The organism is Breoghania sp. JC706 (assembly GCF_037026715.1).
Classification (GTDB): domain Bacteria; phylum Pseudomonadota; class Alphaproteobacteria; order Rhizobiales; family Stappiaceae; genus Breoghania.
Genome location: NZ_JBANCG010000008.1, coordinates 18,748 through 44,667 on the forward strand (window position 1 = coordinate 18,748; position 25,920 = coordinate 44,667).

Below are 25,920 nucleotides of genomic sequence, written 5' to 3' on the forward strand. Positions count from 1 at the left end.
AGTGACCGCAAAAGAACCGTTTTTCGCCTAGCCTGATGCCAGGTCGGCATCGCCCAGACGCGCATCATCGATTGCCGAAATATGCGGCATTGCCGTTGAGCTTGCCCTCACCGCTTCGACCGGCCGGCAGCGGATTGTCGGGCTGCACCATGTTGGTTGCGAACGAGATTCCGGAAATGATCATAACCTGTTGTTTCAAATAACCTTGCTCGGCCCAACGTCTCATCCGGCGTCGCGTTGCGCGCATGGCAAGTGCGTGGTCGCAGGGTGGATCAAATCGGACTGCGGGCGCATGCGGGACTGCCTCGCGCCAACGTCAGCGGCCCCGGTTCTGCTCGAACCTTTCGCGTTCCTGCAATTCTGTGGTCAGGATCTGGAGAAAGAGATCGACCGGCGCCGGCAGCGAGCGGCCCGCGCGCACGTAGACACCAAGATCGCTCCAGACCGGCCCGGCAAGCGGCACATGGACGAGATCGCCGGCGGCGATAAGCTTTTCCAGCCCGATCGGCGTCTGAAACGCGATGACGGGCTTTTTCAACGCGAGCTGATGCATCAGCTCGATCGAGTTGGTGCGCATGACCGGCTCGACCGACCGGTTGGCCTGACGCACCACCGGCGCCAGAAGCTGATGGATGGACAGGTCATTGGCGGCGAAGACAAGCGGATAGTCGCTGCAGGCCGCGAAATTGACCTCCTCGCGCGCCGCCAACGGATGATCCGGCGCCATGATCGCACCGAGTTTGAAACTCGCCACATAGACCTGCCGCAAATCCGGATAGCGTGGCAGGTTGAAGGCGATGCCGACATCGGCCAGCCCCGCTTCCAGCGTTTCCGGGATCAGGGCCGACCCCATCATTTTCGCCTCGACGGTAATTCGCGGCGCCCGTTCCCGCAGCCCGCTCAGCACCGAGGGAAGCAGCGCAGGGCAGACGCTTTCGACCGCCGCGATCCCGACATGGCCGACCCGCGCCCCTTTCAGCGCCTCGATCTCGGCGCTTGTCCGGTCGAGATCCTGCAAAACGACGATGACGTGATGGGCCAGGATCTCGCCAGCGGACGTCAGGGTGACGCCGGACGGGTTCCGATCAAAGAGCGGCGTTCCGATCTCGGCTTCCAGCTTGAGGATCTGCCGGTTCACCGCCGATGACGCCACATTGAGCCGGCGTGCGGCCTCGCGGATGGAGCCCGCCCGGCGGACGGCATCGAAATATTGCAGGGCGCTGGAATGAATACGCATTGAGGAACCGCAGAGAGGAATATTTGCGGGCGCAGCATAACGGTTGAGCGATCGGGTGGAAACGGGCGCACCGGAGAAGTGATACCCGCCGGCTCTCCCCCTAGCGCCGCATATCGATCCGGCGGTTCTCGTCCTGATGACGCAAGACGAGGTGATCATCGGCAATTGTCTCGACGATCCAGTCGCCCAGCTTCTCGGCCTCGGAGATCCAGCGTTCCCGACCAGTGGCATTGTCAGCGATCAGGGCCTTGCTGGCGCCCGGCGCGATCAGCACGCCCACGAGTTGCAGATCCGGCTCCTCCACCTCGACTGGCGGCGCCTCTTCCACCTGCGGCGGCGCGGCTTCCACGACTTCGGGCTCCGGGTTTGCCAGATCGTCCGGCATGCGCCTGCCCTCGATGAACAGCGGAGCATCGACAATCGCCGTCAGTTCGGCGGGATCGTGCCCACGCCACTTGGGAAGGGGCGATGAGACGTCCCCGTCACGGGTCTTGTCCGCCGCTGTCATGATGATCGGCGAGATGTCGACCTCACCGGCCAGACGGTCGGCCAGAACGCTGCCCAGAGCGGCGGCGGCGACGAGGAGAAGCAAGGCCGTCAGACCCGGAATGAGGCGGGCGGTCATGTCCCCTCCTCAACGAACGGGGCATAAACATCGAACCTGGCTGCGAGCGGCAGCTTCTGGCCCGGCTGGCGCGCTCCGAAGATCTGCTGCCGACGCAGATCCGCGCCTGTGATGAACAGAAACGGCTGCGCATTCTCCATCGTGCCGATCAGATCCCGCACCGCCCCAATCTCGCCTTCGCATTCGATGCGAAGGCCGATTGCATCGAAGCGCTCGAAGGGGCGCTTCTGGAGCGGTGAGATGCTGATGATGCTCACGCCGTGATTTCGGGCCTCTCCTTGCAGAAACTCCTGCACCTTCGCCGCGACGATGGAGCGGCTTTGCCCGCGCCAGCCCTGCCCCGAGCTGTCGCCGGCGACCGGCACCTGCGAGGAGGACGAGAGGATCACCTCGACCCGGCCCATCTGTATCCGCACATCCCGCAACTCATCGCCGAGTTCGCGATAATTTCGATAGGCGGGCCATGCGACCAGCCCGACGATGCTCCAGACGAGGAGGCCGAGCAGAACCAACGCGGCGAGACGGCTACCGACGACGCGGAGCTGCACGGCCATATCAGTCATGGCGTGCCCCTTGCGTCGCGGGTGCAGCGGCAAGATCCCCGACATCAGGTGCCAGCGTGAAGGTGATGTCGAAGCGCTCCAGCCGGTCGTCGGGATTGATCATGACAGGAGACGCGAACGTCACGTCCGACAGTTGATCGAGCCCTTCGAGCCTTTCAATCAGAGGCGCTGCGGAGCGTGCGAACCCACTAATGCGCCCGCTCTGCCCCGTCAGTTCCAAAGCGCTCAGGAAAACGGTATCCGGCAACGCCTCCGACAAGGCGTTCCAGACGAGATTGACCGACGGCGTGCGCATCTTTTCGCGCATCAGCGCCACGCTTGCATCGTATTCGGCCACGGCTTCGGCCTGCGCCCGTCGCAAACGGATGGCGCGCGCCTTCACATCCGCGAGCTGCGCATTCGCCACCTCAAGCGCCCCCTGCCGTTTCCAGTAGGAGACCCCGCCCACAGCCGCCGCAAGCAGAAGCACGAGACACAAAAGACCCGCATTCGCCCGGCGCCAGCGAATGCGCGAGCGATCCGTCGGTGTCTCCAGCTTCAGGAGCTGCAACGCGCGCTGTCCCGGCATCGCCGAGAAGACGATCTCGCCAACGACCAGACCGGCCTTTGATGCCAGTGACAGAACGGACAGAACCAGATCGCGACGGAGCACAACCGTCTCGACATCCGCCATGCCGCCCGAACGGCTGGTGACATGCCATTTCCAGACAGCCGTATCCCGGGAAAAGGGCGTCGACTTCTCGATATCGAGCGCGACGATGTCATCGAGCTTCGCCAACGCGCCGACCGGATAGGTCGCGTGCCGCCGCAGGACGAGGTCTTCGGCGAGATCGAGGATCAGCGGGCGCCCGTCGCGGCCAGCGGCCTTGAGACCTTGCGCGAGAACGTGCCAGCTGTCGGCCTCCATCGTGACGGATTGGCCAGAGGCAGCCTCGCCCTCGCCCGCCTCGCCACGGGTCAGTCTGATCGGGGTTCCCGCGGCCCGACCGGGCCGCCAGAAGCGGCAAAAAGGGGCAAACACCGCCGCCAGTTCGCCATACCACCATGACCAGAACCATAACACCGCGTTCTGCAGCGCCGGCATCGAGGAATTGTCAGTTAGTCTGGCCATGTGCGTTATGATCTACTGGCGCGAAGCCGGCACGATATCGAATCCCCCGGTCACGCGCCGCAGCCATTCGGAGCATTCGGCAAGACGTGACAGGGCTGTGAACTGGAACAGGAGCACATCACCGTTGAATCAGGTCGGATCAAGCCATGCGAGCCTCGTTGATACCATGTCCGCCGCGTTGCTGGAAATGGAGATACTGGACAGTGCCGCGGTGGAGCGCGCACGTCGCGCGCAGGTCCAGACCTCGGCACGGTTCGACACCGTTCTGACCGAACTCGGCCTGCTGAGCGACAGCGAGCTCGCTCATTTTTGGGCGCGATGGCTGAACATCCCGCGGTTTGAAGCGCAGATGGCGCCTGATGCACCGATCCTGGACGATCTTTTGTCCATGAGCTTTCTGGAAACCAATTCCGTCGTCCCGCTGTTTCGGAAGGATGGCCGGCTGCACATCGCGATGGCGGATCCGATCGATCGCAAGGCGCTTTCGGCGATCGGATATCTGCTCGACGAGGAGATCCACCCGGTCGCGGCCAGCCGCAAGGAAATCGCGGATCTCCTGAAATCGCTCTACGAGCCCGTTTCGGTACAGGCCGACACGCGGGCCCCCACCGGCATCGCGGTCAGCCGGTCCGATGTGGAGCATTTGCGGGCGCTTGCCAGCGAAGGCCCGATCATCCAGCACGTCAACGCGATCCTCTCCGCAGCGCTGGAGCGCGGCGCCTCCGACGTTCATCTGGAGCCGGAGCGGCATGGATTGCTGGTACGGCTGCGTATCGACGGTCACCTCCACGATCTGGAGACGATCCACGACGAGGATCGCGCCGCCATCGTCTCACGCGTGAAGATCATGGCGCGCATGGATATCACCGAGCGCCGCCTGCCGCAGGACGGGCGCGTCACGATCACCATCCGCGGTCGGGATACGGACCTGCGCATATCCACGCTCCCGACCATGCACGGCGAGAGCACGGTCATCCGACTGCTGCGGCGCGACGAGACCGGGCTCGACTGGAACACGCTCGGTTTCACGCCCCGCCTTCAGGACTGCCTCGCGGACATCCTGTCGAACCCGAACGGGATATTTCTCGTGACCGGCCCGACCGGCTCGGGCAAGACGACGACCCTTTACACCGCCCTGCGCCAGCTCAATGCGCGCGAAAAGAAACTCATCTCGGTGGAGGACCCCGTCGAGATCCGCCTGCCCGGCATCAATCAGGTTCAGGTCCAGTCCGACATAGGGCTTGATTTCGCCTCTGCGCTGCGTTCGATCCTGCGCCAGGATCCCGACATCGTCATGATCGGCGAGATCCGGGATCTCGAGACCGCCGAGATTGCGATCCGCGCCTCGCTCACGGGCCACCTCGTCCTGTCCACCCTGCACACGAACAACGCTTCGGCGGCGATAACGCGACTGATCGAAATGGGCACGCCCCCCTATCTGGTCGCGGCCTGCGTGCGGGCGGTGCTCTCGCAGCGCCTTGTGCGAATTCTCTGCCCCTCCTGCAGCATGCCGCTCGACCGCGACCGGCTGCCCGCGACGATCCGCGATGCCGATGAGGCTGCCGGGACGCGAGGGGCCTACCGCATGCCGGTCGGATGCCCCGCGTGCCGGGGCACGGGCTATTCCGGCCGAAAGGTCATCTGCGAGCTCGTTCCGGTTGATCCTGCGGTGCGCGATCATATCAATGCCGGTCACGGGGAAGCCGAAATATCCGCAGCGGCGCGGGCCGCAGGCTACGACCGGCTGGTCGACGACGGCCTGCGACTTGCGCGGGAGGGACGAACATCTCTGGAAGAGGTCCTGAGCGTCGCCGGGCGCAGCATCTAGGGGATTTTCCGGGCATGGCCGACTTCGCCTACAAGGCATATTCCGCAACCGGCGCACTCGTCTCCGGCGAATTGCAGGCGGCAACCGAGACGGCCGCCTTTGCCACCTTGCGCGAACGCGGTCTCGTGCCGGTTGAAATCGCGGAAGGTTCGCCCTCGCGCAAAGCCGCGCGCGACGCGGCAACCGCAACTGACGCCAAGCTTCTCGTCCGCTTCACAAGGATGATGGCGAGCCTGACGTCCTCCCATGTTCCCGTCATCGATGCCATCGCCATCGCCCGCGACGGCGAGAAGCGGGGCTCGGCGCGCGCGGCTCTCGCCAAGGTTCACGATGCAATCCTGAACGGAGCCGACCTTTCCCAGGCACTCGAGCGCGTGCCGGGCTTCGCGCCGCCGGCCTATCGCAGCCTCGTTCTGGCGGGCGAGCGTTCCGGCGCTCTTGCGGCGGTGTTGAGCGAGCTTGCCGGACATCTGGAACACGAACAGGAAACCAGGGCCCGCATCCGCGCCGGGCTTCTCTATCCCTCAATCCTTTTTGCGACATCAATCGTGGTTGTGATCGTCATCGCAACCGTTCTCGTGCCGGCCGTCGCGCCGCTGTTTGAAAATTCGGGAAGACCGACGCCCGCGATCATCGCGTTCGTTACCGCCGCAAAGGAGACGATTGAGGCGAACTGGATCGCCATCCTCATCGGGCTCGCGCTCCTTGCTGTCGTGCTGTTGCGGGCGTTACGAACAGAGAGCGTGCGCGCCGGCCTGGAACGGCTCGTGTTTGCGACGCCTGTCATTTCAACGCTCAAGGCCAATATCGAGATCGCGCGGTTTTCGCGAACTCTCGGTACCATGCTGCGTAACGGCGTCCCGCTGGAACAGGCGCTTGAGACCACGCAGAACACGCTTGCAAGCCGCAGCTACCGCGCATCGCTGGACCGCTCTGTCGAGGCGATCCGGAACGGCGAGAGCTTCGCCACCACATTGCAGGAGGCCCCTCACGTTCCCATGCTCGCGCGCAGAATGGTGCGCATCGGCGAGGAAACTGGCACCCTGCCCGACATGCTCGATCATGTCGGAAAGGTTCTGGAAAGCGAAGCGAGCCGTCAGATCCAGATGATTTTCCAGCTGGTCCCGCCGATCCTTACCCTTGTCATCGGCCTGGGCGTCGGGAGCTTCATTCTCGTCATCATGGACGCGGTTCTCAGCGTCAACGATCTGGCGTTCTGATGCACAGACAGCACCGGACAGGCAAGCAACGGCGCAGCGGCTTTATCCTGCTGGAAACACTGATAGCCTTTGCGATCCTCGCGGTCATGCTGGCAGCAGCCTACCGGCTCGTCGGCTCCGCCGGGATGACACTGACGCGCGCCGAAGCGGCCGCGCGCGTTCTGGACCGGATGCAGTCGGAACTCGACGAATTGCTGGCCGGCCCCGCACTCACCCCCGGCAGCGATACCGCGCCGCTTGATGACGATTTCAAACGCGTACTGACGGTCAACGAGGTCTTCGCCTCCCGTGGGGCGGGCGGGACGGCACGGCTCTACCGCATCGAGATAGCGGCCTACAGAAAGGACGATGACCGGTTCGTCACGCCAATTCTTCGGTTGCAGACGATGCGTGTGGAGCGCGGGAGGGCCGGCTCTTGAGGCGGATGGAGGATCCTCGCGCCGGATTCGCGGTGATGGAACTGCTGATCGCAATGGCGCTGCTCGGCGTGATCGCAAGCTTCATCGCGGGCTCGCTTGCCTTCGGCAACCGGGTGTGGGAGCGTGCGAGCAGCGTTTCGGACAACGGTCGCCGGCTGAGCGAGCTGGGCTTCTTGCGCGACAGCCTATCTCAGTCTCTCATGTTCCCAAGGACCGCCGGCGCCCGGTCTGCGTTTCAGGGGCAGACAGACGCCATATCGATCGTCACGCTGCGAGCGGCGCCGGGCTTTGCGGCAGACCAGCCGTGGCGGATCTCGTTCTCCAGGCTTCCCGGTCAGGACCATCTGACCGTTGGCTTTTCGCCGGATTTTTCGGGCCCCGCACAACCGCAGGAGCGCGAAATCCTGCAACATCTGACGGGATTTTCAGTGCGCTACTTCGGCCGCCAACTCGATCAGGATCAGGTCCGCTGGCAGATCGACTGGGAGGACCAGCCCCATCTGCCGGACCTCATCGAAGTCTCCCTCACCTTCCAGGACGAAGGCGCCACGACGAACCGGACGCTGACCATCCGGCCGAGAGCTCACTAGGATCCGGCCCAAGGCGGCGGACTCGCCCATGACCCTCCGGAGACTGCCTACCAGTTGCCGATGTCAGCATCCTCTCCGGTGCCGCCTTCCGAGCCGTCACGGCCGAAGGAATAGACATCGAACTCCGCATGCTGTCCCGGATAGCGATAGCGGTAGGGGCGGTTCCACGGATCGGTCAGGGCCGAGGCCTGCTTGAGGTAGGGGCCGTTCCAGCGCGTTTCCGCAGGCGGCGCCGAAACGAGTGCCGACAGCCCGGCATCCTCGCCCGGATACCGCCCAGTATCGAGGAAATAGAGCTCAAGCGCACTCTCTATTTCCTTGATCTGCAGCGCGGCCGTCTTGGTCTTGGCGCGGGAGAAATAGGAGATCGCGCGCGGCCCGACGACGCTGGCCACCAGCGCGATAATCGCGAGCACCACCAGCACTTCAAGGAGCGAAAAGCCGCGCCGCCCTCTGCGTCCGCGCGAAAGACGGCGGATGGTTTTCTTCTCTGCGCGCGCGGGCTCATTCTCGTCGACCATTTGTCCTCCAAGGCGCTATCCGACCCAGGCCACGGGGCCGAATATCCACACGATCCAGATGCCCAACGCCAGAAACGGCGCGAAGGCGATCCGCCTCTTCATGACGCTGCGCCCCCTCATCATCTGTCTGACGAGCATCGCGAAGATTGCCGTGAGCGAGGCGATCAGCAGCACGCCTGGGAGCCCTTCCGGTCCGATCCAGGCCCCTGCGGCTGCGAAGAGCTTCACGTCGCCGAATCCGAGACCGTCGACGCCGCGATATCGTCTGTAGCTCGCCGCGACGCCCCATAGCAAGGCGCCGGCAATAGCCGCTGCGAGCACGTGGGTCGTCAGATCCGCTGGATTGACGAGCCAGGTTGCGGCGAGACCGAGAAGGACAAGCCCGAGGCTCACGCGGTCGGGTATGATGAAGGTCCGGATATCGACAGCGGCGCCCCAGCAAAGCAAGGCCCCCAATACGGCGCTGGCGATAGTGACTTCCGCCGGAAACGGCCCCCGCACGAACCAGCCGACTGTGGCCAATCCCGCGGCAAGAGCACCGAATGCGTGGGCCAGCCGAAAGCTGGCATATCTCGCGTACTGCCACGAGCGCGCCAGACCGTGTTTCTCAGCGCCGGTCTCTGGTATGCCTTGCCGCTGAGAGACTGCCATGGTGAAGGACGGCCTGCCAAACCTGATGAAAGATCTCAGAACCCTGGTGCAAAGCCACCTTCCGGCCCTGTCGGGACGTCACAGACACGCCAAGCGCGGCTTTTCGATTCTCACCGTGCTCCTGAGCCTGACCCTGCTTGCGAGCATTCTGGTGGGATTTGCGAGTGTGGTCCAGAACCGAACGTCTCGCGTCGCCCGCGAAGTGCAGGCCGCCCAGGGCGAGCTGTCGGCGGAAGCTGGCATCGCTCTGATCGTTGCGTCGCTTCTCGACAACGCCGCGCATGAGGAAAGCCATCGTCGCCCTGCCGATGGCACCCCGTATGCCTGCACGCTCGACAACGGCACCCAGCTGTTCATGGTCGCGCAGGATGTCGCCGGCCGCATCGACCTCAACACCGCGTCGCGGGACCTGCTCCAGGCCCTCTTCGACAAGCAGGCAGACCCGGAAAAATCGGCAGCACTCATTTCTGCCATTGAGAGCCGGCGACGGAACGACGGTTTCCGCATGGTGCAGGAATTCGCCCAATTGCCCGGCGTCGACCGGGATCTCTACGCGCACATCGCGCCGGATCTCACCGTCTACAGCAAGCGCCCGTCACTGGACGAGGCATCGGCACGGCAGGCCCTCAGAACACGGCTCGCAAGGACCGGCATTGCAAAGGACATCGCCTACGCCTCGTCCGCGGATGGGTTGAAGTTCGAGATCGACGTTATCGCCCGAACCGCCCCCGGACGCGGGTATCGCGCAACGGCCGCGGTCGAAATCAGGCCAGGGCATATGCCGGCCTATCATATCCTCTTCTGGAACGGGCACCCTTTCCGGTCCGAGAGCCTCCCTCCACCTTATGACGGATGGCTCGCGGGTGCCGGCGAGAGACAAGTCGCGTCCTGCACCAGCTCGTGACGTTCGCCGACCGTGACGTCGGACAGGCCCGGGCCTGCCGCTCCGTTCCCACGAACCGGTAGCTACGCAGTTCTTACGATATGTTCTTTCTTTGCTGCGCTTTGCGGATCTTTTCTGTTGATGCCATGTGGAAAAGCGCGAATTGATCCCACACGACGCAGGGAAACGCCTATGCCTTGCCGTTGGGTTCCGAATTGGATGGGGACGCGTGCGGGGAGTATAGGGGTTTGGGCTTTGGCATTGGGACAGCGCGCCGACTGATCGCGCCGATTGTCGGGCTGCTGACCCTTGCGATCGTTGGCGGCTGCGCAGGTGACATCGCCGACAATGCGGCCGACCCGAGGGCGCGCGACGTGACGCCCAGCGGCTTCAGCCGATCCCATCTTCCTGCGAACGTGGCGGCCCGCAGCGCGGTGCGCGCCTATTCCCCGAGCGCCCAACTCTACCCCGGAACCGCACAATTCGTCGGCACGACGGCGAGCGCCCCCTTTTCGGTGGTCGACGATGACCGCGTGCATCTCAATCTCGCCAACGCCAGTATCGCCTCCGCCGCGAAGGTCGTCATTTCCGACATCCTCGGCCGCAACTACATCATCGATCCGCGCGTCAACGGCACCGTCACCATCCAGACCACAAATGCCATTCGCAAGAGCGCGTTGCTCGACACGTTCGACGCGTTGCTGCGCTTTTCGGGAGCCGCCATCGTCGTCGCGGACGATCTGGTCCGGGTTGTGCCCGCCAACGCCCCCGGCGTGCTCGCGGTCAACAATCCCGCTCCCGGGCACGAAACGGCGCGCGGCATCGGTCTGACGGCGAAGGTCGTCCCACTGGAGTTCGTATCGGCGCGCGAAATGCAGCGCCTACTTCAGCCGATCGTCGGCGCTGACAAGATCCTTCACGTCGACGAGCGACGGAATGTGCTGATCCTCGGCGGCAATCCTCGCGAACTGGCCACCGCGCTCGATGCCATCAACCTCTTCGACATCGACCAGATGAAAGGCATGTCGTTTGCCCTGCTGCCGGTGAAGAACGCCGATCCCGAGGCGATCGTCACCGAGCTCGACACGATATTCGCCACCGGCGATGGCGGCGCGCTCAAGGGCGTCGTGCGCTTCGTGCCGAACCAGCGGCTGAACTCGATCCTCGTCATCTCGGCACGACCGCGGTATCTGGGCGAAGCGGAAAAATGGGTGGAGCGGCTCGACCGTATCGCAGGCGGCACCAAACGGCAGCTATTCGTCTATTCGATCCAGAATCGCGCGGCGAGTGAACTGGCGACGCTTCTTGCCAATATCCTCACCGATCCGAACGCCAAGAAATCCGGCGCCACGCAAACAAGCACGGAGAACGGCGGCAGCTCGCGTGTCAACGCAGCCTTCGAAACCGCGGCAAGCGCGCGTACCAATACGGCTGCGCCAACCACCTCGACGGGCTCGGGACTGGGGCAGTCAACGGCGACCTCTGTCGGATCCGGGCTCGTCAATCCTGCTGCGGCAACGCCTGCGAGCTTTACCGCAACCGGGGTCGCGAAAAGTTCGACCGAGAGCACCGAGGGTATTCGCGTCGTCGCCGATGAATCGAACAACGCCATTCTCATCTATGCGACGCCCGACGAGTACAACGCGATCCTGGGAATGCTGAAGCGGCTCGATTCGCTGCCCAATCAGGTGCTTCTGGAGGCCACGATCGCGGAGGTGACGCTGACCGACGAACTCAAGTTCGGTCTGCGCTGGTTCTTCGAGAGCGGAAACTACAGCGTCGCCCTCACCGAGGCGAGCACGGGGAACTTCGGCTCGGCGTTTCCCGGCTTTTCTTTCCTGTTTTCCGGCGGCCAGGCGACGGTTGCGCTCAACGCCCTTTCGAGCATCACGGACGTCAACGTCATCTCCTCGCCCAACCTGATGGTGCTCGACAACCGCAAGGCCGTCCTGCGCATTGGCGACCAGGTTCCCATCGCCGTTCAGCAGGCGATCGACACCAGCAGCATCAACACAGTGGTCAACACCATCGAGCTGAAGGACACGGGCATCATCCTGACCGTCGTGCCGCGGGTGAACGATTCCGGGCGCGTCATTCTCGATATCGAGCAGGAAGTCTCCGACGTCGTGAAGACGACGACGTCCGGCATCGACAGTCCGACGATCCGCCAGCGCAAGGTGAACACCACGGTGGTGGTGAAGGATGGCGACAGCCTGGCGCTCGGCGGACTTATCCAGCAACGGGCCGAGGTGACGAAGTCGCAGGTGCCGGTTCTGGGCGATGTCCCCGTCGTCGGCAATCTCTTCCGTCACAAGGACGACATCGACAAGCGCACGGAACTGCTGATCCTGATTACCCCGCATGTGGTGCGGGATTTCCAGGAAGCGAACGACGTCACCGACGAGTTCAGGCGCCAGCTCGGCGGCCTGCGGGCGCTTGGCAACAAGCCGAGGAACGATTTGCAGCACAAGCTCAACCGGCTTGCGCGCTAGAGCATATCCCGATCAGATTTAGGCCATCTGATCAGGAGATACTCAAGATATTGATCTTGAGCGATTTCTTATCGTTCAGACGATCCCGTCTGAACGATAAGCGCGCTGGAAACACTCAAGGCCCGATCCGCAACCACATTTCCCGACCTCACGCCTCGCGCGCAAGTTCGGCCGTGCGCGTTGCCGCCGTGGCCCATTTGGCGGTACGCAGGAGCGCTCCGAACGAATAGAGGTGAAGTTGCACCGGCCCCTGTTCGTGATGCGCCTTGAGCCCCTCGTCCAGGTCGGCGATGACGTGATCCGGAGCAGCCTTGAGCCCGCTGGAGGGCATGTCGACCCAGCATCGAAGCGCGATCTTCATCAACGTCTCCGGCCGTGTCGGGCTCGCAACGCCAAGCTTTACCGGAGTTGCAGGAGCAAAGGTGCGAAGCCATGCGAGCCAACGCAAGATCCGTGCGGCATCGAACGAGAACTGGCTGACCACGAAGGGCACCATGCCGACGGCTTGCACCGCCGCGATCTTTGCGGCCAACGAGCTTGCGAGGTCGCCGCTCTGCACGAAGGGATGTCCTTCCGGGTACCCACCCAACCCCACTTCCACGATTGCGGATGACGCGAAAGCCGGAGCGCCAATCAGGTCAATGCTTGAGCCGAACGGACCGCGTACCGCATCGATATCGCCTGCGACAACGACCGCCTTGCGCACGCCCGCGCCCTCACCTGCCGCTCCAAGATGATCCGCCAGTTCCTGCTCGCTTGAAAACTTGCGCGCCGCCAGATGCAGGACCGGTTCGAAGCCGGCCCGACGAACGGCGACGGCCGCGGCGATCTGATCCGCATGCGCAACCCGGGGCAGAGAACTGAGATAGATTTCAGAACCAGCGTCGATATGGCCGCCGAGCGACGAGATGCCCTCCACCGTGGGCGGCGTCGCATCCACCGACCATCCACGCAGCCACAGGGGCACCTTTTCGGGCGTCGCGGCCCGACGCATCCGGCCGACGGCTTCACTGCGAATCTCCGTCACGGTCTCCTCCCCCGTATCCGAGCCGCACCGCAACCCGTTACAAGCGTTGCGTCAGGCAAAAGTGTAGGCCGGAGAGACGGATGGGGAAACCGGAAAGCGCAAATCCGTACACGCGATCACGCTGAGGCCGGGTTCATGAGACAACGATGCGGTGGGAGGCATGCGATCAAACGCAGGACAGATCAACGATCCGCGAAAAAGAAGGCGCCGCCGCTGGCATGGATCGGAGAAATGGGAGAAAGACCGAACAGGACAGCCAGCGACAGCGCCCGACAACATGTCTATTTAAGTTGAGTTTTGTAGTCAAGTTTTATTTTGTGTATCTATGTCCAAAGGGGCCTGCGACCCGATCCGGAAATGAAAAAGCCGGCGCATCGCACCGGCATTTTTCGAGGCTGAATTATGCGAACGGGCGCCGTGTCAGGAAAGATCGGCCGCTTCCAGCATCGGATGCGCGGCAACCTCAATGCTCAACAGGGAGCGCAGGTTCTGACGGTTCCGGGCGATATCCGCGATCGTGTAACTGTCGAGAACGTCGAAAAACGCAGCCAGCGCCTCGTACAGAACACGATTGAACTCGCAGGACGTTATGAGCGGGCAGTCCCGCTTGCCGGGATCGAAGCAATCGGAGAGATAGAAGTTCTCCTCCGCAGCTCGAATGACGGCACCAAGCGACATCTCGTCGGCGGGCTGGGCCAGCAGAATGCCGCCATTGCGGCCGCGCAGGGTCTTGATGAAGCCGTTGTCGACGAGAATCTTCATCACCTTGAAAAGGTGCGTTTCGGAAATTCCGTAGGTTGCCGCAATCTCCGGAACCTTGCTCGGCTTGTCAGGGTTCGCCGCGCAATAAAGCAATGTGCGGACAGCATAATTTGCCTGAAGCGTCAGTCGCATGGTTGCTCCCTAACGAACCGGCATCCGGTTCAAACCACCTGGTTCGATCTCTCTCATATTCGGAATAGGCGATCTGCAGCCGAGTTTCAATGGTTACAGCCAAAGTTCGAGCGCGTCATAGGACCGCTCCTGGACCGCCCCTCGCCTTTGCAGGCCGGGTAAGACCTGATAGAGACTTTTCATTCATTATAGCGGAAGAGGCTCGAACGAGCATGCGGTTTCCTCCGTGTCGTCGCGCTGAGCAGCATTCCGACCGGCAAGCCATTGCACGCACATCCCTTGTCGTGCGCCTTGAATGAGTAGAGCGTATCCGCATGACGCTTCGGCGGCAGGACCAGAACAGGCGGGAACACCCGCGAAGCGAAGCTCGCCGCTTGCTCCGCCCGATCGCCGCCGCGCTCGTTGCGCTCGCCGCCGGCTTGCCCTTCGCGTCGACAGCATCCGCCTTCGAGCTTTTTGGCTACAAGTTCTTCGAATCGGAAGAGGACGCCGCGACACCGGTTCCCGATCCTCTGCCCTACGAGGCAACACTTCAGCTCTCGGGTGGCAACGCCGATCTCAAGGATGAGCTGGAGAGCAATTCGGCGCTTGTTGCAAAGCAGGATACGCCCCCCTCCGGAGAACCGGGCCTGATAGCCCGCGCGCTTGCGGACCAGGAACAGCTTCTCGCACGTCTTTACACCGCGGCGCGCTACGGCGGCCTCGTGGAAATCTCGATCGCAGGCCGGCCGCTCGCGCAGGTCGTCAAAGACGGTACGTTTCCGCATCGGGCTGGAAAGCCGGTCCATGTCTCCATCAAGGTGACGGCGGGCCCGAGCTTCTCCTTCGGCGAAACGGCCATACGCCTTGATGGCGGCAGCGACGTTCCGCGACTGGACGCGGTTACCTACGGCCTCATCAAGGGAGCTCCGGCGCGCTCCGACACGATCCTCGACGCTGAAACGGCAATCGTGGCCGTGCTGAAGCGGCGTGGATACCCCTTTGCAAAGGTCACGGGCCGTGACGTCGTTGCCGATCACGCGACAAAGACGGTCGATGTCACGCTCCATGCAGCCACCGGCCCGAAGGCCGTTTTCGGCACGGCGACAGTCTCCGGCGCCAAACGCACGGATACCGATTTCATCCTGCAGCAGGCGGACATCCCGGAAGGCGCGCCTTACACGCCCGAAACCTTGCGCCGCGCGGAAAAGAACCTTCGGGATCTCGGTATCTTTTCCAGCGCGCGTGTCGTGGAGGCAGACACGCTCGATGCGGACGGGCACCTGCCGCTCACGATCGAGGTTGCCGAACGCAAACGCTCTCTCGTCGGCGGCGGCGCCTCATGGTCGAGCACGGAAGGCGTGGGGCTTGAGGCCTACTGGCGACATCGCAATCTGTTTGGCCGGGCCGAGCAACTCTCCATCGAAGGCTCTGTCGGCCGGCTGACGAACGGCGCCGCGGATGATCTCGAATACGACGCTCATGTCACCTTCACAAAACCGGGGGCCTTCGGTCCGGCAACGAGCTTCAGTTCCACGGTCGGAGCCAAGCAGGAAAAGCCGGAAACATATGAATCCCGGGCGGTCTACGGCAAGATCCGCGCAAGCAAGGATCTCAGCGACACGCTGACCGCCGCGCTCGGCTCGGAGGTCTCTTACGCCCGGGAACAGGATGCACTCGGTTCCGGCAACTATGCGCTTTTCGGCGTCTTCGGGGAGATCTCGTGGGATACGCGGGACAACATTCTGGACCCCACGACAGGTTTTCGCATTTCCGGCACGCTCGAGCCGGCCTATGACGTCGAAACCGGGGGACTGATGACCTTTGTCAAGGGCGAGGCCTCGGCGTACCGCGCCCTTGATGACGCCAAGAGGTTCGTGCTCGCCGGTCGGGTGGAAGGCGGCAGTGTCGTCGGCGCTTCGCTGAGCGACATCCAGCCGAGCCGGCGCTATTACGTTGGTGGCGGCGGATCCGTGCGCGGCTACGCCTACCGGAACATTGGCCCGCGGGTCGAGACGTCGTCCGGCACGGAGACCGTGGGCGGACTGAGCTATCTGGAAGCCTCCGCCGAGGCTCGCATCAAGGTGACAGACACGATCGGCGTCGTGCCCTTCATCGATGTCGGTGCTGCCTATACCAGCGAAATCCCGGATTTCTCAGAGCCGCTGAAAATCGGGACCGGCGTGGGGCTTCGCTACTACACGCCGATCGGCCCCTTGCGTCTCGACGTGGCCGTCCCGCTCGATCCCGGGCCGGACGACCCCAGTTTTGCTGTGTATCTCGGGTTGAGCCAGGCATTCTGAGAACGGGCGTGGCTACAACCGGAGCCGCCGAACACTGCAACTGCCGCTTTTCTTCCTTGTTGTGCCGTTATGTCAGGTTGCGATTGACCGGCTCTGACCGACGAAAACCAAGACCGACATCGAGCCATAAGGCGCCCCGGGCCTGATAAACTGTGGTGGCGACTCATCGGCTGAAGGGAACCATGCGCCGTATCCTCATTGTCATCGCCGCACTGCTGTGTCTCGTCGTGCTGGCACCCGTCGCTCTGCTTGCCGCCTTGCAGACGGATGCCGCCCGCACCTTCGCGCAGCGCAAGATCTCGCAGGCGCTCACGGTCGAAGGGCGCTCCGTCGAACTCGAAGCCTTGCGCGTCGATTGGGACGGTACGATCCACGCGGGTTCGCTCGCGGTTGGAGACACCGCCGGAACCTGGCTCAAGGCCAACGGCATCCGTGCCGCGTGGTCGCCGCTGGCGCTGCTCAAGGGGCGGCTTTCAATCGGCTCGGTCCGCGTGGAGGAGATCGACGTCGCCCGTCGGCCGGAAACGCCGGCCGACGATGAAGATACTAGCTCGGAGACAGCCTCGCAGGGCAGCGGACTGCCGGTGGATGTCGACATTCCTCAGATCGTCCTCGACGAAGTCCAACTCGCGGCACCCGTCGCAGGCACCCCGGTGCGACTGGCCGCCCGAGCCAGCGTCCGCCTGCGCGCGGAGCCGGCGATCGTCGAGGCGGCGATCCATGTGGAGCGCGACGACGACATTTCCGGCCGGTTCGACGCCGCCGTCGGCTATGTGCAGGACAATCCCTTCCTGCGCATCGACCTGCGCGCATCGGAACCGGCAGGCGGGCTGATCGCCCGCTTGCTGCGCATCGACGCGCTTCCCGCCGTTGACGCGACGCTTTCCGGCGAAGGCCGGCTCGATTCCTGGCATGGTCGCCTTTCGGTGGCCCTCAACCAGCGCCAGACGGTTACGGGCCGGCTCGACCTGACGCGGGACGATGCCAACAGACAACTCGCCCTGGCGCTCGACGGGGCACTTGCCGATATCCTGCCGCCGGCGATGCGTGACGTGCTGGCCGGCTCCCTTCATGTGAAGGGAATTGCGAACCTGGCCGAGGATTACACGCCGCTCGGCGGCCATTTCGACATGACCTCGGACGCGCTCACCCTTTCGGCAACGGGCAGCTATGACAAAACCAGTCGAGAGCTTTCGGCAAAGGTGGAGGGCAATCTGCAGCGCCCGGCAAGCTGGGGCGAAGACGCCTCCAGATTGTCCGCGGACACTCTCCAGCTTGCAGCCCGCGCCACCGGTACGCTTTCGGCTGCGAACTGGCATGCGACACTGAAGGGGACCGGCCTCTCCGCCTCTCAAGGACGGCTCGACGCGCTTTCGTTCAGCGCAGAAGGCAACGAAGCCGATTTGCGCCCGGCGAGCCTGAACGTGCCGATATCTGTGAAGGTCGATGCCAATGTGGGCGCGCTCGCGTCAGCCGACCTCAAGCCGCTGACCGGGCCGGCACACCTCGCTGCCGAAGGCACGCTCAAGGCCGGCTCCGCATTCGACCTTCAGGGCCTTGAACTTCGCACCGCAGTCGCCGCCGCGACCCTTTCGGGGACCTATGCCCCGAATGACGCGAAATTCGCCGGGGACATCCAGGTTCCCGACATGGCGGCACTCTCCGGCCTGATCCAACGCCCTCTTGGTGGCGATGCACGGGTGCATGTCAATATCGAGGGAGATCCGACACGCGAAACCGGGACGCTGAAGCTCCGCGCCATGGCCGCAAACCTCAAAACGGACGACGAGCGCCTGAGCGCGCTCCTGACCGGCGAGACGAACCTGACCGCGACCGTGTCCCGCGCGGAGTCCGGCATGATGGAGCTATCGGATGCAACCCTTTCCGGCTCGGGGCTCGAAGCCGAGGCCTCGGGCAAGACCGATCTCGACACCATTTCAGGTGAAGCCTCGATCCGCGTTTTGGACCTGAAACCTCTCGATGAACGCGTTTCGGGGCCGCTGACCCTTCAGGCGAGTGTCTCGGGCACCCTTGCCTCGCCCGAACTCGATGCGCGTCTTGAAAGCGATCGGCTCCTCATGCAGGGCGAAGCGGTCGAGGGACTTATCGCCACCGTCAAGGGCACGGCGCCGGAGGGACGCCCGCAGGGCCAGGCCGAACTCAATGCCAGGTTCCGCGGCCAGCCGCTTTCGGCCTCCGCCACTCTGGTGAGCGATACGGACAGCACGCGCCACCTCAACGACATTACCGTAGACGCCGCAAGCACCCGCCTTGCCGGTCATCTTGCTCTTGATGCCAATGGCAGCCCGAGCGGCGCGATCGATCTGACCGCGCCGGATCTCTCCGAAATAGCTCCCCTCCTCCTGCAGGATCTGGCGGGATCGCTCTCCGCGCATGTGAACATTGCCCGGACAGATAATGTCGATACCGCCCGCATCTCGGTTCGGGCAAAGAGCCTCAAGCGCGCCGATCTGACGATCGCCGCAGCCGATCTGGACGCGACCGTCACCGATCCGCTCGCGACCCCGCGCATCGAGGGCACCGTGACGGCACGCGATATTCATCAGGGTGGAATTACCGTCACCAGCCTTTCCGGTCGCGCCAACCACGACGGGGACGTGACGGACTTTTCCGCAAAGGCAACGCTTGATGACGGAAATCTGGAGCTTGATGGCTCGCTGAGCCCCGAGGACGACGGCTTCGCGATCAATCTTGCCAAAGCCGGCGGCTCCTGGAAGGGACTTGAAACCGGGCTCGGCAAACAGACGAAGATCCTTGTCGAGAATGGCACGGCGAACCTGCAGGACGTGGTGCTGACGCTTGGCAACGGCACGGTGGCGGTTTCAGGCAAGGCCGGGTCGGAGCTCGATGTCGACGTGCGTCTCGATGCCGTTCCGGTTCGTCTTGCTGACGCGGTCTCCCCCGGCCTCGGGCTGGAGGGCACCCTGTCGGGCAAAGCTCAGGCCACCGGTGCCGCCTCTGATCCGAAGGCGACGTGGGATCTCACGTGGTCCGGAGCCAGCGCCGCCCAGATCGCAGCCTACAATCTGCCTGCGATGACGGTGAAGAGCGACGGGCGCTACGAAAACAAGCGGATTACCCAGACCACGGTGGCCTCCATCGGAGGTGGCCAGCTGACGGCCAAAGGCTCGGTCAACCTTGGCGCGAAGCCGGCCGCGCTCGACATGAAGGTCGCCGGTGCGCTGCCGCTTTCGCTCGCGCAGCGCCGCCTGCTGAATGCCGGCCTCCGGCTCGATGGCACCGCCAATCTCGACATGACGATCGGCGGCACGATCGCACAACCGCAATACGGCGGCACGATCTCCGGCTCGGGCCTCACCGCGGTCGGGCTCGACACGGGCGTGACCATCAAGTCCTTGAACGTCAATGCCCGCTTCTCTCCGCAACAGCTGGAAGTGACGTCGCTTTCCGGCGAGCTCGGCGGCGGCGCGCTGTCAGGCAGCGGCACCCTTGGGCTCGGCCAGGGCATGCCCGCCGATTTCTCCTTGACGATCAAGAACGGCACGTATCAGGACGGGGCGATCGTCAAGGCCAATTTCGATGCCGACCTGAAATTCGTCGGGCCACTTGCCGGCTCGCCCGCCCTTTCCGGCAAGATCCTGCTGAAGCGGACAGACATCACCATTCCGGAGACGATTGCCGGAAAGATCTCCCCGCTTTCAGTCAAACATGTCAACGCTCCGGCCGATGTGCGCCAGCAGACACGTGAACTGGACGGCGAAGAAGGCGGCAACAGTGGCGGCGGCGGCGCCATTCAACTCGACCTGGCGGTTCAGGCGCCCGGTCAGATCTTCGTGCGCGGTCGTGGTCTGCAGGCAGAACTTGGCGGAACGGTCCAGATCAAGGGCACGAGCGCGTCACCGGTGACCTCCGGCGGCTTCACCCTGCGCAGGGGCACGCTCGGCGTTCTCTCGCGCCAGCTGACGTTCACAAAGGGCACGATCAGCTTCCTCGGAAGCTTCGATCCGCGCCTCGATTTCGCGGCAACGACCTCGACCTCGGAAGCGGAGGTGACCGTCTCTGTCACAGGCAATGCATCCGATCCGAAGATCACCTTCTCGTCGTCGCCGGAAATGCCGCAGGATGAGATCCTCGCCCAGCTCCTGTTCGGACAAAGCCTGTCGAACCTGTCAGCCGGACAGATCGCCCAGCTGGCAAGCGCGGTCGCGACGCTCGGCGGCAACGATCCGCTCGACCGGCTGCGCCAGAGCCTCGGCGTGGACAGCATCAACCTGACCACGGACGAGGAAAACAATACGTCCGTCAATCTCGGCAAGAATATTGGCGACAAGCTTCGGCTGGGAGTTCAGCAGGGAACAGCCTCCGATTCCGGTCGCGTCACGATCGACCTCGACATCAACAAGACGCTGCGGGCACGCGGCGAGGTCGGTGAGGACGGAAATTCGAAGGCGGGCATCTATTTCGAAAAGGAATACTGAGGTTCTCGAACCGTCTCCGGCCTCAAGCGGGCCGGAGACCACTCGGGTCGGCACGCGCCCGGTCGATAGGCTCTCGCGCAACCCGCCATAGAATTTTTCTATGCCCGGTGGCGCCGCCTTTCCCCCTAGTCTTCGCGCAACAGGGTTTATCGCTCACAAGATCGCGCGTCGGCACCGAGCCCGACAGAGGCGACGACACGAGGGGGAAAGACGTGAGCCTCATCGAGACGGTGCTCGACCTGGGCACCCTTCCGCGTTCGCAGATGCCGCCGCACAGCCTGCGGCTCGCCCGTCTTTCGCTTTTCGACTGGGCCGTCTGCGGCCGGGCCGGCACACGCGAGCCGCTTTCGGCGAAGCTGCGCGAACTGGCGGTCCACGAAGGCGGGCATCCTTCCGCGTCGATCTTCGGAGGCGGACGGTATCCGGCCCGCATGGCCGCGCTGGTCAACGGCGCCACCAGCCATGCGCTGGACTACGACGACACCCATTTCGCGCACGTGGGCCATCTCTCGGTAGGGATCTACCCCGCCGCGCTGGCGGTCGGTGAGGAAACGGGGGCCGACGGACAGAGCGTGGTCGAAGCCTTTCTGGCCGGTGCGGAGGCCGCGATAAGGATCGGTGTCGCGCTCGGCACGGCGCACTACAACCGCGGCTTTCATCAGACAGCGACGGCAGGCGCCTTCGGCGCAACGATCGCCGCCGCCCGACTTTATGGCCTTAACCGGGAGCAGACGCGGGCCGCGATCGGTCTATGCGCCACGCGCGCCTCCGGGCTGAAGTCGCAGTTCGGAACGATGGGCAAGCCCTACAATGCCGGCATCGCCGCCTCCAATGGCATCGAATGCGCGAGCCTGGCGCGGATGGGCTTCACTTCCTGTGCTGATGGCTTGAACGGCCCCCAGGGTTTCCTCCCCACCCATACGGATGCGGCCGTGCCGGACCTCGCGCCCGTCTCCGCCTTTCTCTTCGATGACGTGAAATACAAGTTCCACGCGTGTTGCCACGGCACCCACGCGATGATCGAGGGGCTTCTGGACACGTTCGCCGCGCACCCGGCGTCCCTCGAGACCGTCGAGCGCATCACCTTGCGGACAAATCCGCGCTGGCTGAGGGTCTGCGACATTCCCGCGCCCGCGACGGGGCTCGAAGTCAAATTCAGCTACCGCTGGCTTGCGGGCATGGTTGTCGATGATCGTGCGACCGGGGTCGATACCGTCTATACGGACGCGCTCGCGGCCGACCCGTCACTCGCAGACTTCGCCCGGCGCGTCGAGGTCGTTGCCGACGAAGGCATCGATGACATGCAGGCTGCGGGCGAAATCGAGATGCGGGACGGCGAGACGCTCGCCTTCGCACACGATCTTGCGCGCCCCCTGCCTGCGGACGTGCTGGAAGAGAAGCTTCTGGCCAAGGCGAAGGCCCTCATCGGCACCGAGGCGGGTGCCTTGCAAGCCCTGATCCACGATCTTGACGACATGGATGCGGGTGCGATCGGACATATCATCAGAGATGCAGCATGAGCGATTACGACGAGTGGATCGGATTTGAGCGCACGGCGACGGATACGGTCAGCGAACGGCTCGCCGAACACTACCGGCTGACGCTGGATGCGATGCTGGCCGATGGGGACGACCTGCCGGGCGTTCACTGGTGTCTTGCGCCGGATGCCTATCCATCGGCCGATCTGGGCCGCGACGGCCATCCGAGGACCGGCCTGTTCCTGCCCAAACTGCCGCTTCCGCGCCGCATGTGGGCGAGCGGCGAAATGACGATCGCGGAAGGATTGAGGACCGGCGACACCGTCACCCGAGTCTCAACAATCACCGACATCCGCTTCAAGAGCGGGCGCAGCGGCGATCTCGGCTTCGTGACGGTGGAACACGTTTACAGCGCGGGCGGCGCAACGCGCATCCGGGAAAAGCAGATGATCGTCTACCGCGACGATCCCGATCCCGCAAAGCCTCAGCCGGCACCGCCACAGGCAGACGCCTGGCAAACGGTTCGGCAGGCGACGGTGGAGACGACCTCGACGCTTCTGTTCCGCTATTCCGCCCTGACCTTCAACGGTCACCGCATCCATTACGATCACCCTTACGCGACGGGCGTGGAGGGATATGCGGGCCTCGTCGTGCACGGCCCGTTGCAGGCAACCTGGATGCAGAACATGGCGACCAGCCTTCTTGGCCGTCCGCCGCGCACCTTCGCCTACCGCGGCCTCTCCCCGCTTATCTGCGGCGCACCGGCCATCGTGGAGGCGCGCAAGGGCGACGACCGGCTGGAGCTGCGCGTGCGAAACGGCGATACGAACGTGACGACAATGCAGGCGAACGCCACCTGACGACAGGCCCCATCGGTTATTCGGGGGCCGAGACCAACTCGCCTTCCCACACGCCGCGCATGACCATGTCGCGCGCGACCTTGATCGTGATGGCCTCGACCTCCGCGCAGGCGCGCGTCATCGACTTGGCCGGATTGCGAACGAGATAGACGGGCCGCGATATGACCGGGTCGACAACCGGCGCCTTTACCAGCCTGCGCGCCGTGACGAAATCGTGTGCGGCAGCCGGGGCGAAGATCGTGTAGCCGGAGCCGCGCGCGACCAGTTCCTTGATCTGGGTCATCGCGTCGAGCTCGGTCACCACATTGAGCGACACGCCCGATTTTGCGGCATAGACCTCGACGATGCGCCTGAGGCCATGCGGCTCGCCCGGAAGAACCATTTCAAGTCCTTCCAGATCGCGCATTCGAACCGGAGCGCCGGGTGGCGAGGAAAGCGGCCAGGCATCGGGCGCGGAGAAGAAATAGAGGTGTTCGTTCAGCACGTGCGTGGCGTGCAGATGCTCGCTGCCCTTCAGGTCGTAGAGAAAACCGATCTCGACCGTCTCGTCATCGATCCAGGTCTTGATGAAGCCGCTCATGGCCTCGCTCACGCGCAGACGCACGGATGGCAGCTCGATGCGAACCGTCTCGGCCAGCGGCACGGACATGACCATGGAAACCGAGGGCGGCATGCCGAACTTGACCGTTCCCTGAACGACCAGACCCAGATCCCGGATCTCGCTAATGCATCGCTCAAGGCTGTTGCAGATGTCGTAGGCATGGCGCAGCAGGACCCGCCCTTCAGGCGTCAGCACGGATCCGCGTGGCGAGCGGTCAACCAGCCGCACGCCCAGTTCCTCTTCCATGTTGATGAGGTGCTGGGACAGCGAGGGTTGCGCCACGCCAATCTTTTGCGCTGCGGCCGAGAGCGAGCGCGCCTCGGCGATGGCGATGAAATAGCGAAGTTGGCGGATATTCAAGACGTCTGCATTCGCTCCTGCGGAATCGCGGCCGGGAACCTGCCCGACGGAAAACGGTCCGTTTGACTCGTTCCGAAGAACGACAATACACGCAGGATTCTCCAAAGGGGGTGTTTTATTATCGTCCTGACGCGTGCGGGTGCAGGCAGCGCTCGCAACGCGCCACGTTATAAAGCCTGGCGCCCCGCTCTTTCCTCCGTCATTGCCCGGCTTTATCCGGGCAATCCACTTCCGGTTGCGGCATGCGCTGAGAACGCGGGATCACCCGGACTGCGCCGGGTGATAACGGCGGAGAGATCGATCGATGCGCGCGCCCTCGCCTACCGCATGACGAACGGATTGGCGGGACCGTCGCCGTAGTCCATCCAGATCGACTTGGTTTCCAGATATTCGTTGATCGCCTCCTGTCCGCTCTCACGGCCGATGCCGGAGGACTTGAAGCCGCCGAAGGGCACCATGTAGGAGACCGCGCGGTAACAGTTGGTCCAGATGTTGCCGGCCCTCAGCCGCTTCGCCGCCCGGAACATGCGCCGCTGGTCCTTCGTCCAAACGCCTGCGGCCAGGCCATAGTCGGTATCGTTGGCCATGTCGTAGGCTTCCTCGTCATCAGAGAAGCGAATGACCGACAGGACGGGACCAAACACCTCCTGCTGGGCGATCTGCATGGAATTGACGACGCCGGTGAAGACCGTCGGCTCGATGAAGCGCCCGTCCCCGCATTCGGCTCGCGCGGAAGGGCCTCCGCCAAGCACGCACTCAGCGCCTTCCTTCTTCGCCATGTCGATACAGGAGAGGATCCGCTCGAACTGCGGCTTCGTGGTGACAGGGCCGACCTGCGTCGCGGCGTCCATCGGATCGCCGATCCTTGCGGTTTTCGCCAGCGCGACGAATTCCTCGACGAAGGCGTCGTGGATGCTCTCATGCACCAGCACGCGCGAGCCGGCGATGCAGGTCTGGCCGGTGGCTGCGAAAATGCCGGACACGACCCCGCGCACCGCCGCCTTCACGTCCACATCGGGGAAGACGAGCTGGGCCGACTTGCCGCCAAGCTCCAGCGTCAGGCGCTTGAAGGTGCCCATCGCGGCGCGCGCGATGTGGCGGCCGCTGGCATCGCCGCCGGTAAAGGCGACCTTGTGCACGTGCCTGTGCTCGGTCAGCGGCGCGCCAACCTCCGCACCATACCCGGTCACGGCGTTGACGACGCCTGCCGGAAAGCCGGCCTCCTCGATCAGCCGGCAGAATTCGAGCGTCGAGGCGGAAGTGAATTCGGACGGCTTCAGCACCACCGTGCAGCCGGCGGCAAGTGCTGGCGCCAGTTTCCATGTGGTCAGCAGCAGCGGCGAGTTCCACGGCGTGATCGCAGCGACGACGCCCACCGGCACATGGCTCGTGTAGGTGAACATGTCCGGCTTGTCGATCGGGATGACCGCGCCCTCGATCTTGTCGGCGAGCCCCGCGAAATAGCGGAACCAGTTCGGGATATAGCCTGTCTGGCCGCGCATCTCGGCGTAGAGCTTGCCGTTGTCCTGGACCTCGATGCGGGCCAGATGATCGGCATCGCGCTCCAGCAGGTCGGCAAGCCGGTGCATGAGCCGGGCCCGGGCGGACGGGTGCATCGTCGCCCATTCGCCCTTCTCCAGCGCATGGTTCGCTGCAGCTACCGCACGGTCGACATCCTCGGCATCGCAGCGGGGAATATCCGCCCAGACCTCACCGGTGAATGGATCGTCGGTCTCAAACGTCCGGCCCGACGCGGCCGACACCCATGCACCACCGATGAAACACTTGTAGCTCTGGCGCTGCCGGATACGCTCCATG

Annotated in this window: 21 protein-coding genes; 10 read left to right on the forward strand and 11 right to left on the reverse strand. The window is 63.9% G+C overall.

The annotated features are described in order from the left end of the window. Positions 1–64 precede the first annotated feature (64 nt). The 5 genes from V2L18_RS17085 to V2L18_RS17105 all read right to left on the reverse strand — a co-directional run bounded on the left by V2L18_RS17085 (position 65) and on the right by V2L18_RS17105 (position 3,536). Positions 65–226, reverse strand: a complete 162-nt coding sequence (locus tag V2L18_RS17085; protein ID WP_336179514.1) for a hypothetical protein — start codon at positions 224–226, stop codon at positions 65–67. A gap of 90 nt (positions 227–316) precedes the next feature. Continuing rightward, positions 317–1,237, reverse strand: coding sequence for a LysR family transcriptional regulator (locus tag V2L18_RS17090; protein ID WP_336179515.1), 921 nt, complete (start codon positions 1,235–1,237; stop codon positions 317–319). Positions 1,238–1,337: 100 nt separating this feature from the next. After that, positions 1,338–1,862 (reverse strand): hypothetical protein, encoded by a 525-nt coding sequence (locus V2L18_RS17095; protein ID WP_336179516.1) that lies wholly within the window; start codon positions 1,860–1,862, stop codon positions 1,338–1,340. Continuing rightward, positions 1,859–2,416 (reverse strand): type II secretion system protein GspM, encoded by a 558-nt coding sequence (gene gspM / locus V2L18_RS17100; RefSeq protein ID WP_336179517.1) that lies wholly within the window; start codon positions 2,414–2,416, stop codon positions 1,859–1,861. The genes V2L18_RS17095 and gspM overlap by 4 nt, the downstream gene beginning before the upstream one ends. A gap of 1 nt (position 2,417) precedes the next feature. Beyond that, positions 2,418–3,536 (reverse strand): PilN domain-containing protein, encoded by a 1,119-nt coding sequence (locus tag V2L18_RS17105; protein WP_336179518.1) that lies wholly within the window; start codon positions 3,534–3,536, stop codon positions 2,418–2,420. A 124-nt stretch (positions 3,537–3,660) separates the two neighbouring features. Between V2L18_RS17105 and V2L18_RS17110 the strand changes: the two genes are divergently transcribed. The 4 genes from V2L18_RS17110 to V2L18_RS17125 are packed head-to-tail and all read left to right on the forward strand — an operon-like array spanning position 3,661 to position 7,593. Continuing rightward, positions 3,661–5,364: a GspE/PulE family protein gene (locus V2L18_RS17110; RefSeq protein WP_336179519.1), complete on the forward strand. Its 1,704-nt coding sequence runs from the start codon at positions 3,661–3,663 to the stop codon at positions 5,362–5,364. A gap of 14 nt (positions 5,365–5,378) precedes the next feature. Beyond that, complete coding sequence (locus tag V2L18_RS17115) at positions 5,379–6,584, forward strand: type II secretion system F family protein (protein ID WP_336179520.1); 1,206 nt, start codon at positions 5,379–5,381, stop codon at positions 6,582–6,584. After that, positions 6,584–7,003, forward strand: coding sequence for a prepilin-type N-terminal cleavage/methylation domain-containing protein (locus V2L18_RS17120; protein WP_336179521.1), 420 nt, complete (start codon positions 6,584–6,586; stop codon positions 7,001–7,003). The genes V2L18_RS17115 and V2L18_RS17120 overlap by 1 nt, the downstream gene beginning before the upstream one ends. 35 nt (positions 7,004–7,038) lie before the next feature. After that, positions 7,039–7,593 carry a type II secretion system protein GspJ gene (locus tag V2L18_RS17125; protein ID WP_336179522.1) on the forward strand — a complete coding sequence of 185 codons (555 nt, stop codon included), beginning with the start codon at positions 7,039–7,041 and terminating at the stop codon, positions 7,591–7,593. Between the two features lie 47 nt (positions 7,594–7,640). On the opposite strand, the gene gspG is transcribed toward V2L18_RS17125, so the two are convergent. Further along, a complete protein-coding gene (gene gspG, locus V2L18_RS17130; protein ID WP_336179523.1) occupies positions 7,641–8,114 on the reverse strand; it encodes a type II secretion system major pseudopilin GspG in 474 nt (157 codons plus the stop codon). Between the two features lie 15 nt (positions 8,115–8,129). Then, a complete protein-coding gene (locus V2L18_RS17135) occupies positions 8,130–8,765 on the reverse strand; it encodes an A24 family peptidase (protein ID WP_336179524.1) in 636 nt (211 codons plus the stop codon). Between V2L18_RS17135 and V2L18_RS17140 the strand changes: the two genes are divergently transcribed. Then, on the forward strand, positions 8,764–9,669 hold the full coding sequence (locus tag V2L18_RS17140) for a type II secretion system protein GspK (RefSeq protein WP_336179525.1): 906 nt from the start codon (positions 8,764–8,766) through the stop codon (positions 9,667–9,669). The two genes, V2L18_RS17135 and V2L18_RS17140, sit on opposite strands and share 2 nt — an antisense overlap. Positions 9,670–9,896: 227 nt before the next feature. Further along, the gene (gene gspD, locus V2L18_RS17145) at positions 9,897–12,140 is read left to right on the forward strand and encodes a type II secretion system secretin GspD (RefSeq protein WP_336179526.1); all 2,244 of its coding nucleotides are present in this window, start codon (positions 9,897–9,899) and stop codon (positions 12,138–12,140) included. Positions 12,141–12,288: 148 nt separating this feature from the next. Here the strand turns inward: gspD and V2L18_RS17150 are convergent, their stop codons facing one another. Together V2L18_RS17150 and V2L18_RS17155 are read right to left on the reverse strand one after the other, a co-directional pair. Continuing rightward, entirely contained in the window at positions 12,289–13,167 is an 879-nt protein-coding gene (locus tag V2L18_RS17150; protein WP_336179527.1) for a methylenetetrahydrofolate reductase, read from the reverse strand. Positions 13,168–13,587: 420 nt separating this feature from the next. Continuing rightward, positions 13,588–14,061, reverse strand: coding sequence for an Rrf2 family transcriptional regulator (locus V2L18_RS17155; RefSeq protein ID WP_336179528.1), 474 nt, complete (start codon positions 14,059–14,061; stop codon positions 13,588–13,590). 374 nt (positions 14,062–14,435) lie between these two features. Between V2L18_RS17155 and V2L18_RS17160 the strand changes: the two genes are divergently transcribed. The 4 genes from V2L18_RS17160 to V2L18_RS17175 all read left to right on the forward strand — a co-directional run bounded on the left by V2L18_RS17160 (position 14,436) and on the right by V2L18_RS17175 (position 23,141). After that, positions 14,436–16,343, forward strand: a complete 1,908-nt coding sequence (locus V2L18_RS17160; RefSeq protein WP_336179529.1) for an autotransporter assembly complex family protein — start codon at positions 14,436–14,438, stop codon at positions 16,341–16,343. 182 nt (positions 16,344–16,525) lie between these two features. Beyond that, positions 16,526–20,803 (forward strand): translocation/assembly module TamB domain-containing protein, encoded by a 4,278-nt coding sequence (locus V2L18_RS17165; RefSeq protein WP_336179530.1) that lies wholly within the window; start codon positions 16,526–16,528, stop codon positions 20,801–20,803. A 212-nt stretch (positions 20,804–21,015) separates the two neighbouring features. Next, positions 21,016–22,323: an MmgE/PrpD family protein gene (locus tag V2L18_RS17170; RefSeq protein WP_336179531.1), complete on the forward strand. Its 1,308-nt coding sequence runs from the start codon at positions 21,016–21,018 to the stop codon at positions 22,321–22,323. Next, positions 22,320–23,141 carry a MaoC family dehydratase N-terminal domain-containing protein gene (locus tag V2L18_RS17175; RefSeq protein WP_336179532.1) on the forward strand — a complete coding sequence of 274 codons (822 nt, stop codon included), beginning with the start codon at positions 22,320–22,322 and terminating at the stop codon, positions 23,139–23,141. The genes V2L18_RS17170 and V2L18_RS17175 overlap by 4 nt, the downstream gene beginning before the upstream one ends. Before the next feature lie 16 nt (positions 23,142–23,157). Here the strand turns inward: V2L18_RS17175 and V2L18_RS17180 are convergent, their stop codons facing one another. Both V2L18_RS17180 and V2L18_RS17185 read right to left on the reverse strand, forming a co-directional pair. Then, positions 23,158–24,102, reverse strand: coding sequence for a LysR family transcriptional regulator (locus tag V2L18_RS17180; protein WP_336179533.1), 945 nt, complete (start codon positions 24,100–24,102; stop codon positions 23,158–23,160). Between the two features lie 320 nt (positions 24,103–24,422). After that, the gene (locus V2L18_RS17185; RefSeq protein WP_336179534.1) at positions 24,423–25,919 is read right to left on the reverse strand and encodes an aldehyde dehydrogenase; all 1,497 of its coding nucleotides are present in this window, start codon (positions 25,917–25,919) and stop codon (positions 24,423–24,425) included. Between the last annotated feature and the right edge of the window lies 1 nt (position 25,920).

Excerpts from the sequence above, each read along its gene's own strand:
- V2L18_RS17085 (WP_336179514.1), bottom strand. The coding sequence starts at position 226 with ATGAGACGTTGGGCCGAGCAAGGTTATTTGAAACAACAGGTTATGATC.
- V2L18_RS17090 (WP_336179515.1), bottom strand. The coding sequence starts at position 1,237 with ATGCGTATTCATTCCAGCGCCCTGCAATATTTCGATGCCGTCCGCCGG.
- V2L18_RS17095 (WP_336179516.1), bottom strand. The coding sequence starts at position 1,862 with ATGACCGCCCGCCTCATTCCGGGTCTGACGGCCTTGCTTCTCCTCGTC.
- gspM (WP_336179517.1), bottom strand. The coding sequence starts at position 2,416 with ATGGCCGTGCAGCTCCGCGTCGTCGGTAGCCGTCTCGCCGCGTTGGTT.
- V2L18_RS17105 (WP_336179518.1), bottom strand. The coding sequence starts at position 3,536 with ATGGCCAGACTAACTGACAATTCCTCGATGCCGGCGCTGCAGAACGCG.
- V2L18_RS17115 (WP_336179520.1), top strand. The coding sequence starts at position 5,379 with ATGGCCGACTTCGCCTACAAGGCATATTCCGCAACCGGCGCACTCGTC.
- V2L18_RS17120 (WP_336179521.1), top strand. The coding sequence starts at position 6,584 with ATGCACAGACAGCACCGGACAGGCAAGCAACGGCGCAGCGGCTTTATC.
- V2L18_RS17125 (WP_336179522.1), top strand. The coding sequence starts at position 7,039 with ATGGAACTGCTGATCGCAATGGCGCTGCTCGGCGTGATCGCAAGCTTC.
- gspG (WP_336179523.1), bottom strand. The coding sequence starts at position 8,114 with ATGGTCGACGAGAATGAGCCCGCGCGCGCAGAGAAGAAAACCATCCGC.
- V2L18_RS17140 (WP_336179525.1), top strand. The coding sequence starts at position 8,764 with ATGGTGAAGGACGGCCTGCCAAACCTGATGAAAGATCTCAGAACCCTG.
- V2L18_RS17135 (WP_336179524.1), bottom strand. The coding sequence starts at position 8,765 with ATGGCAGTCTCTCAGCGGCAAGGCATACCAGAGACCGGCGCTGAGAAA.
- V2L18_RS17155 (WP_336179528.1), bottom strand. The coding sequence starts at position 14,061 with ATGCGACTGACGCTTCAGGCAAATTATGCTGTCCGCACATTGCTTTAT.
- V2L18_RS17165 (WP_336179530.1), top strand. The coding sequence starts at position 16,526 with ATGCGCCGTATCCTCATTGTCATCGCCGCACTGCTGTGTCTCGTCGTG.
- V2L18_RS17175 (WP_336179532.1), top strand. The coding sequence starts at position 22,320 with ATGAGCGATTACGACGAGTGGATCGGATTTGAGCGCACGGCGACGGAT.
- V2L18_RS17185 (WP_336179534.1), bottom strand. The coding sequence starts at position 25,919 with ATGGAGCGTATCCGGCAGCGCCAGAGCTACAAGTGTTTCATCGGTGGT.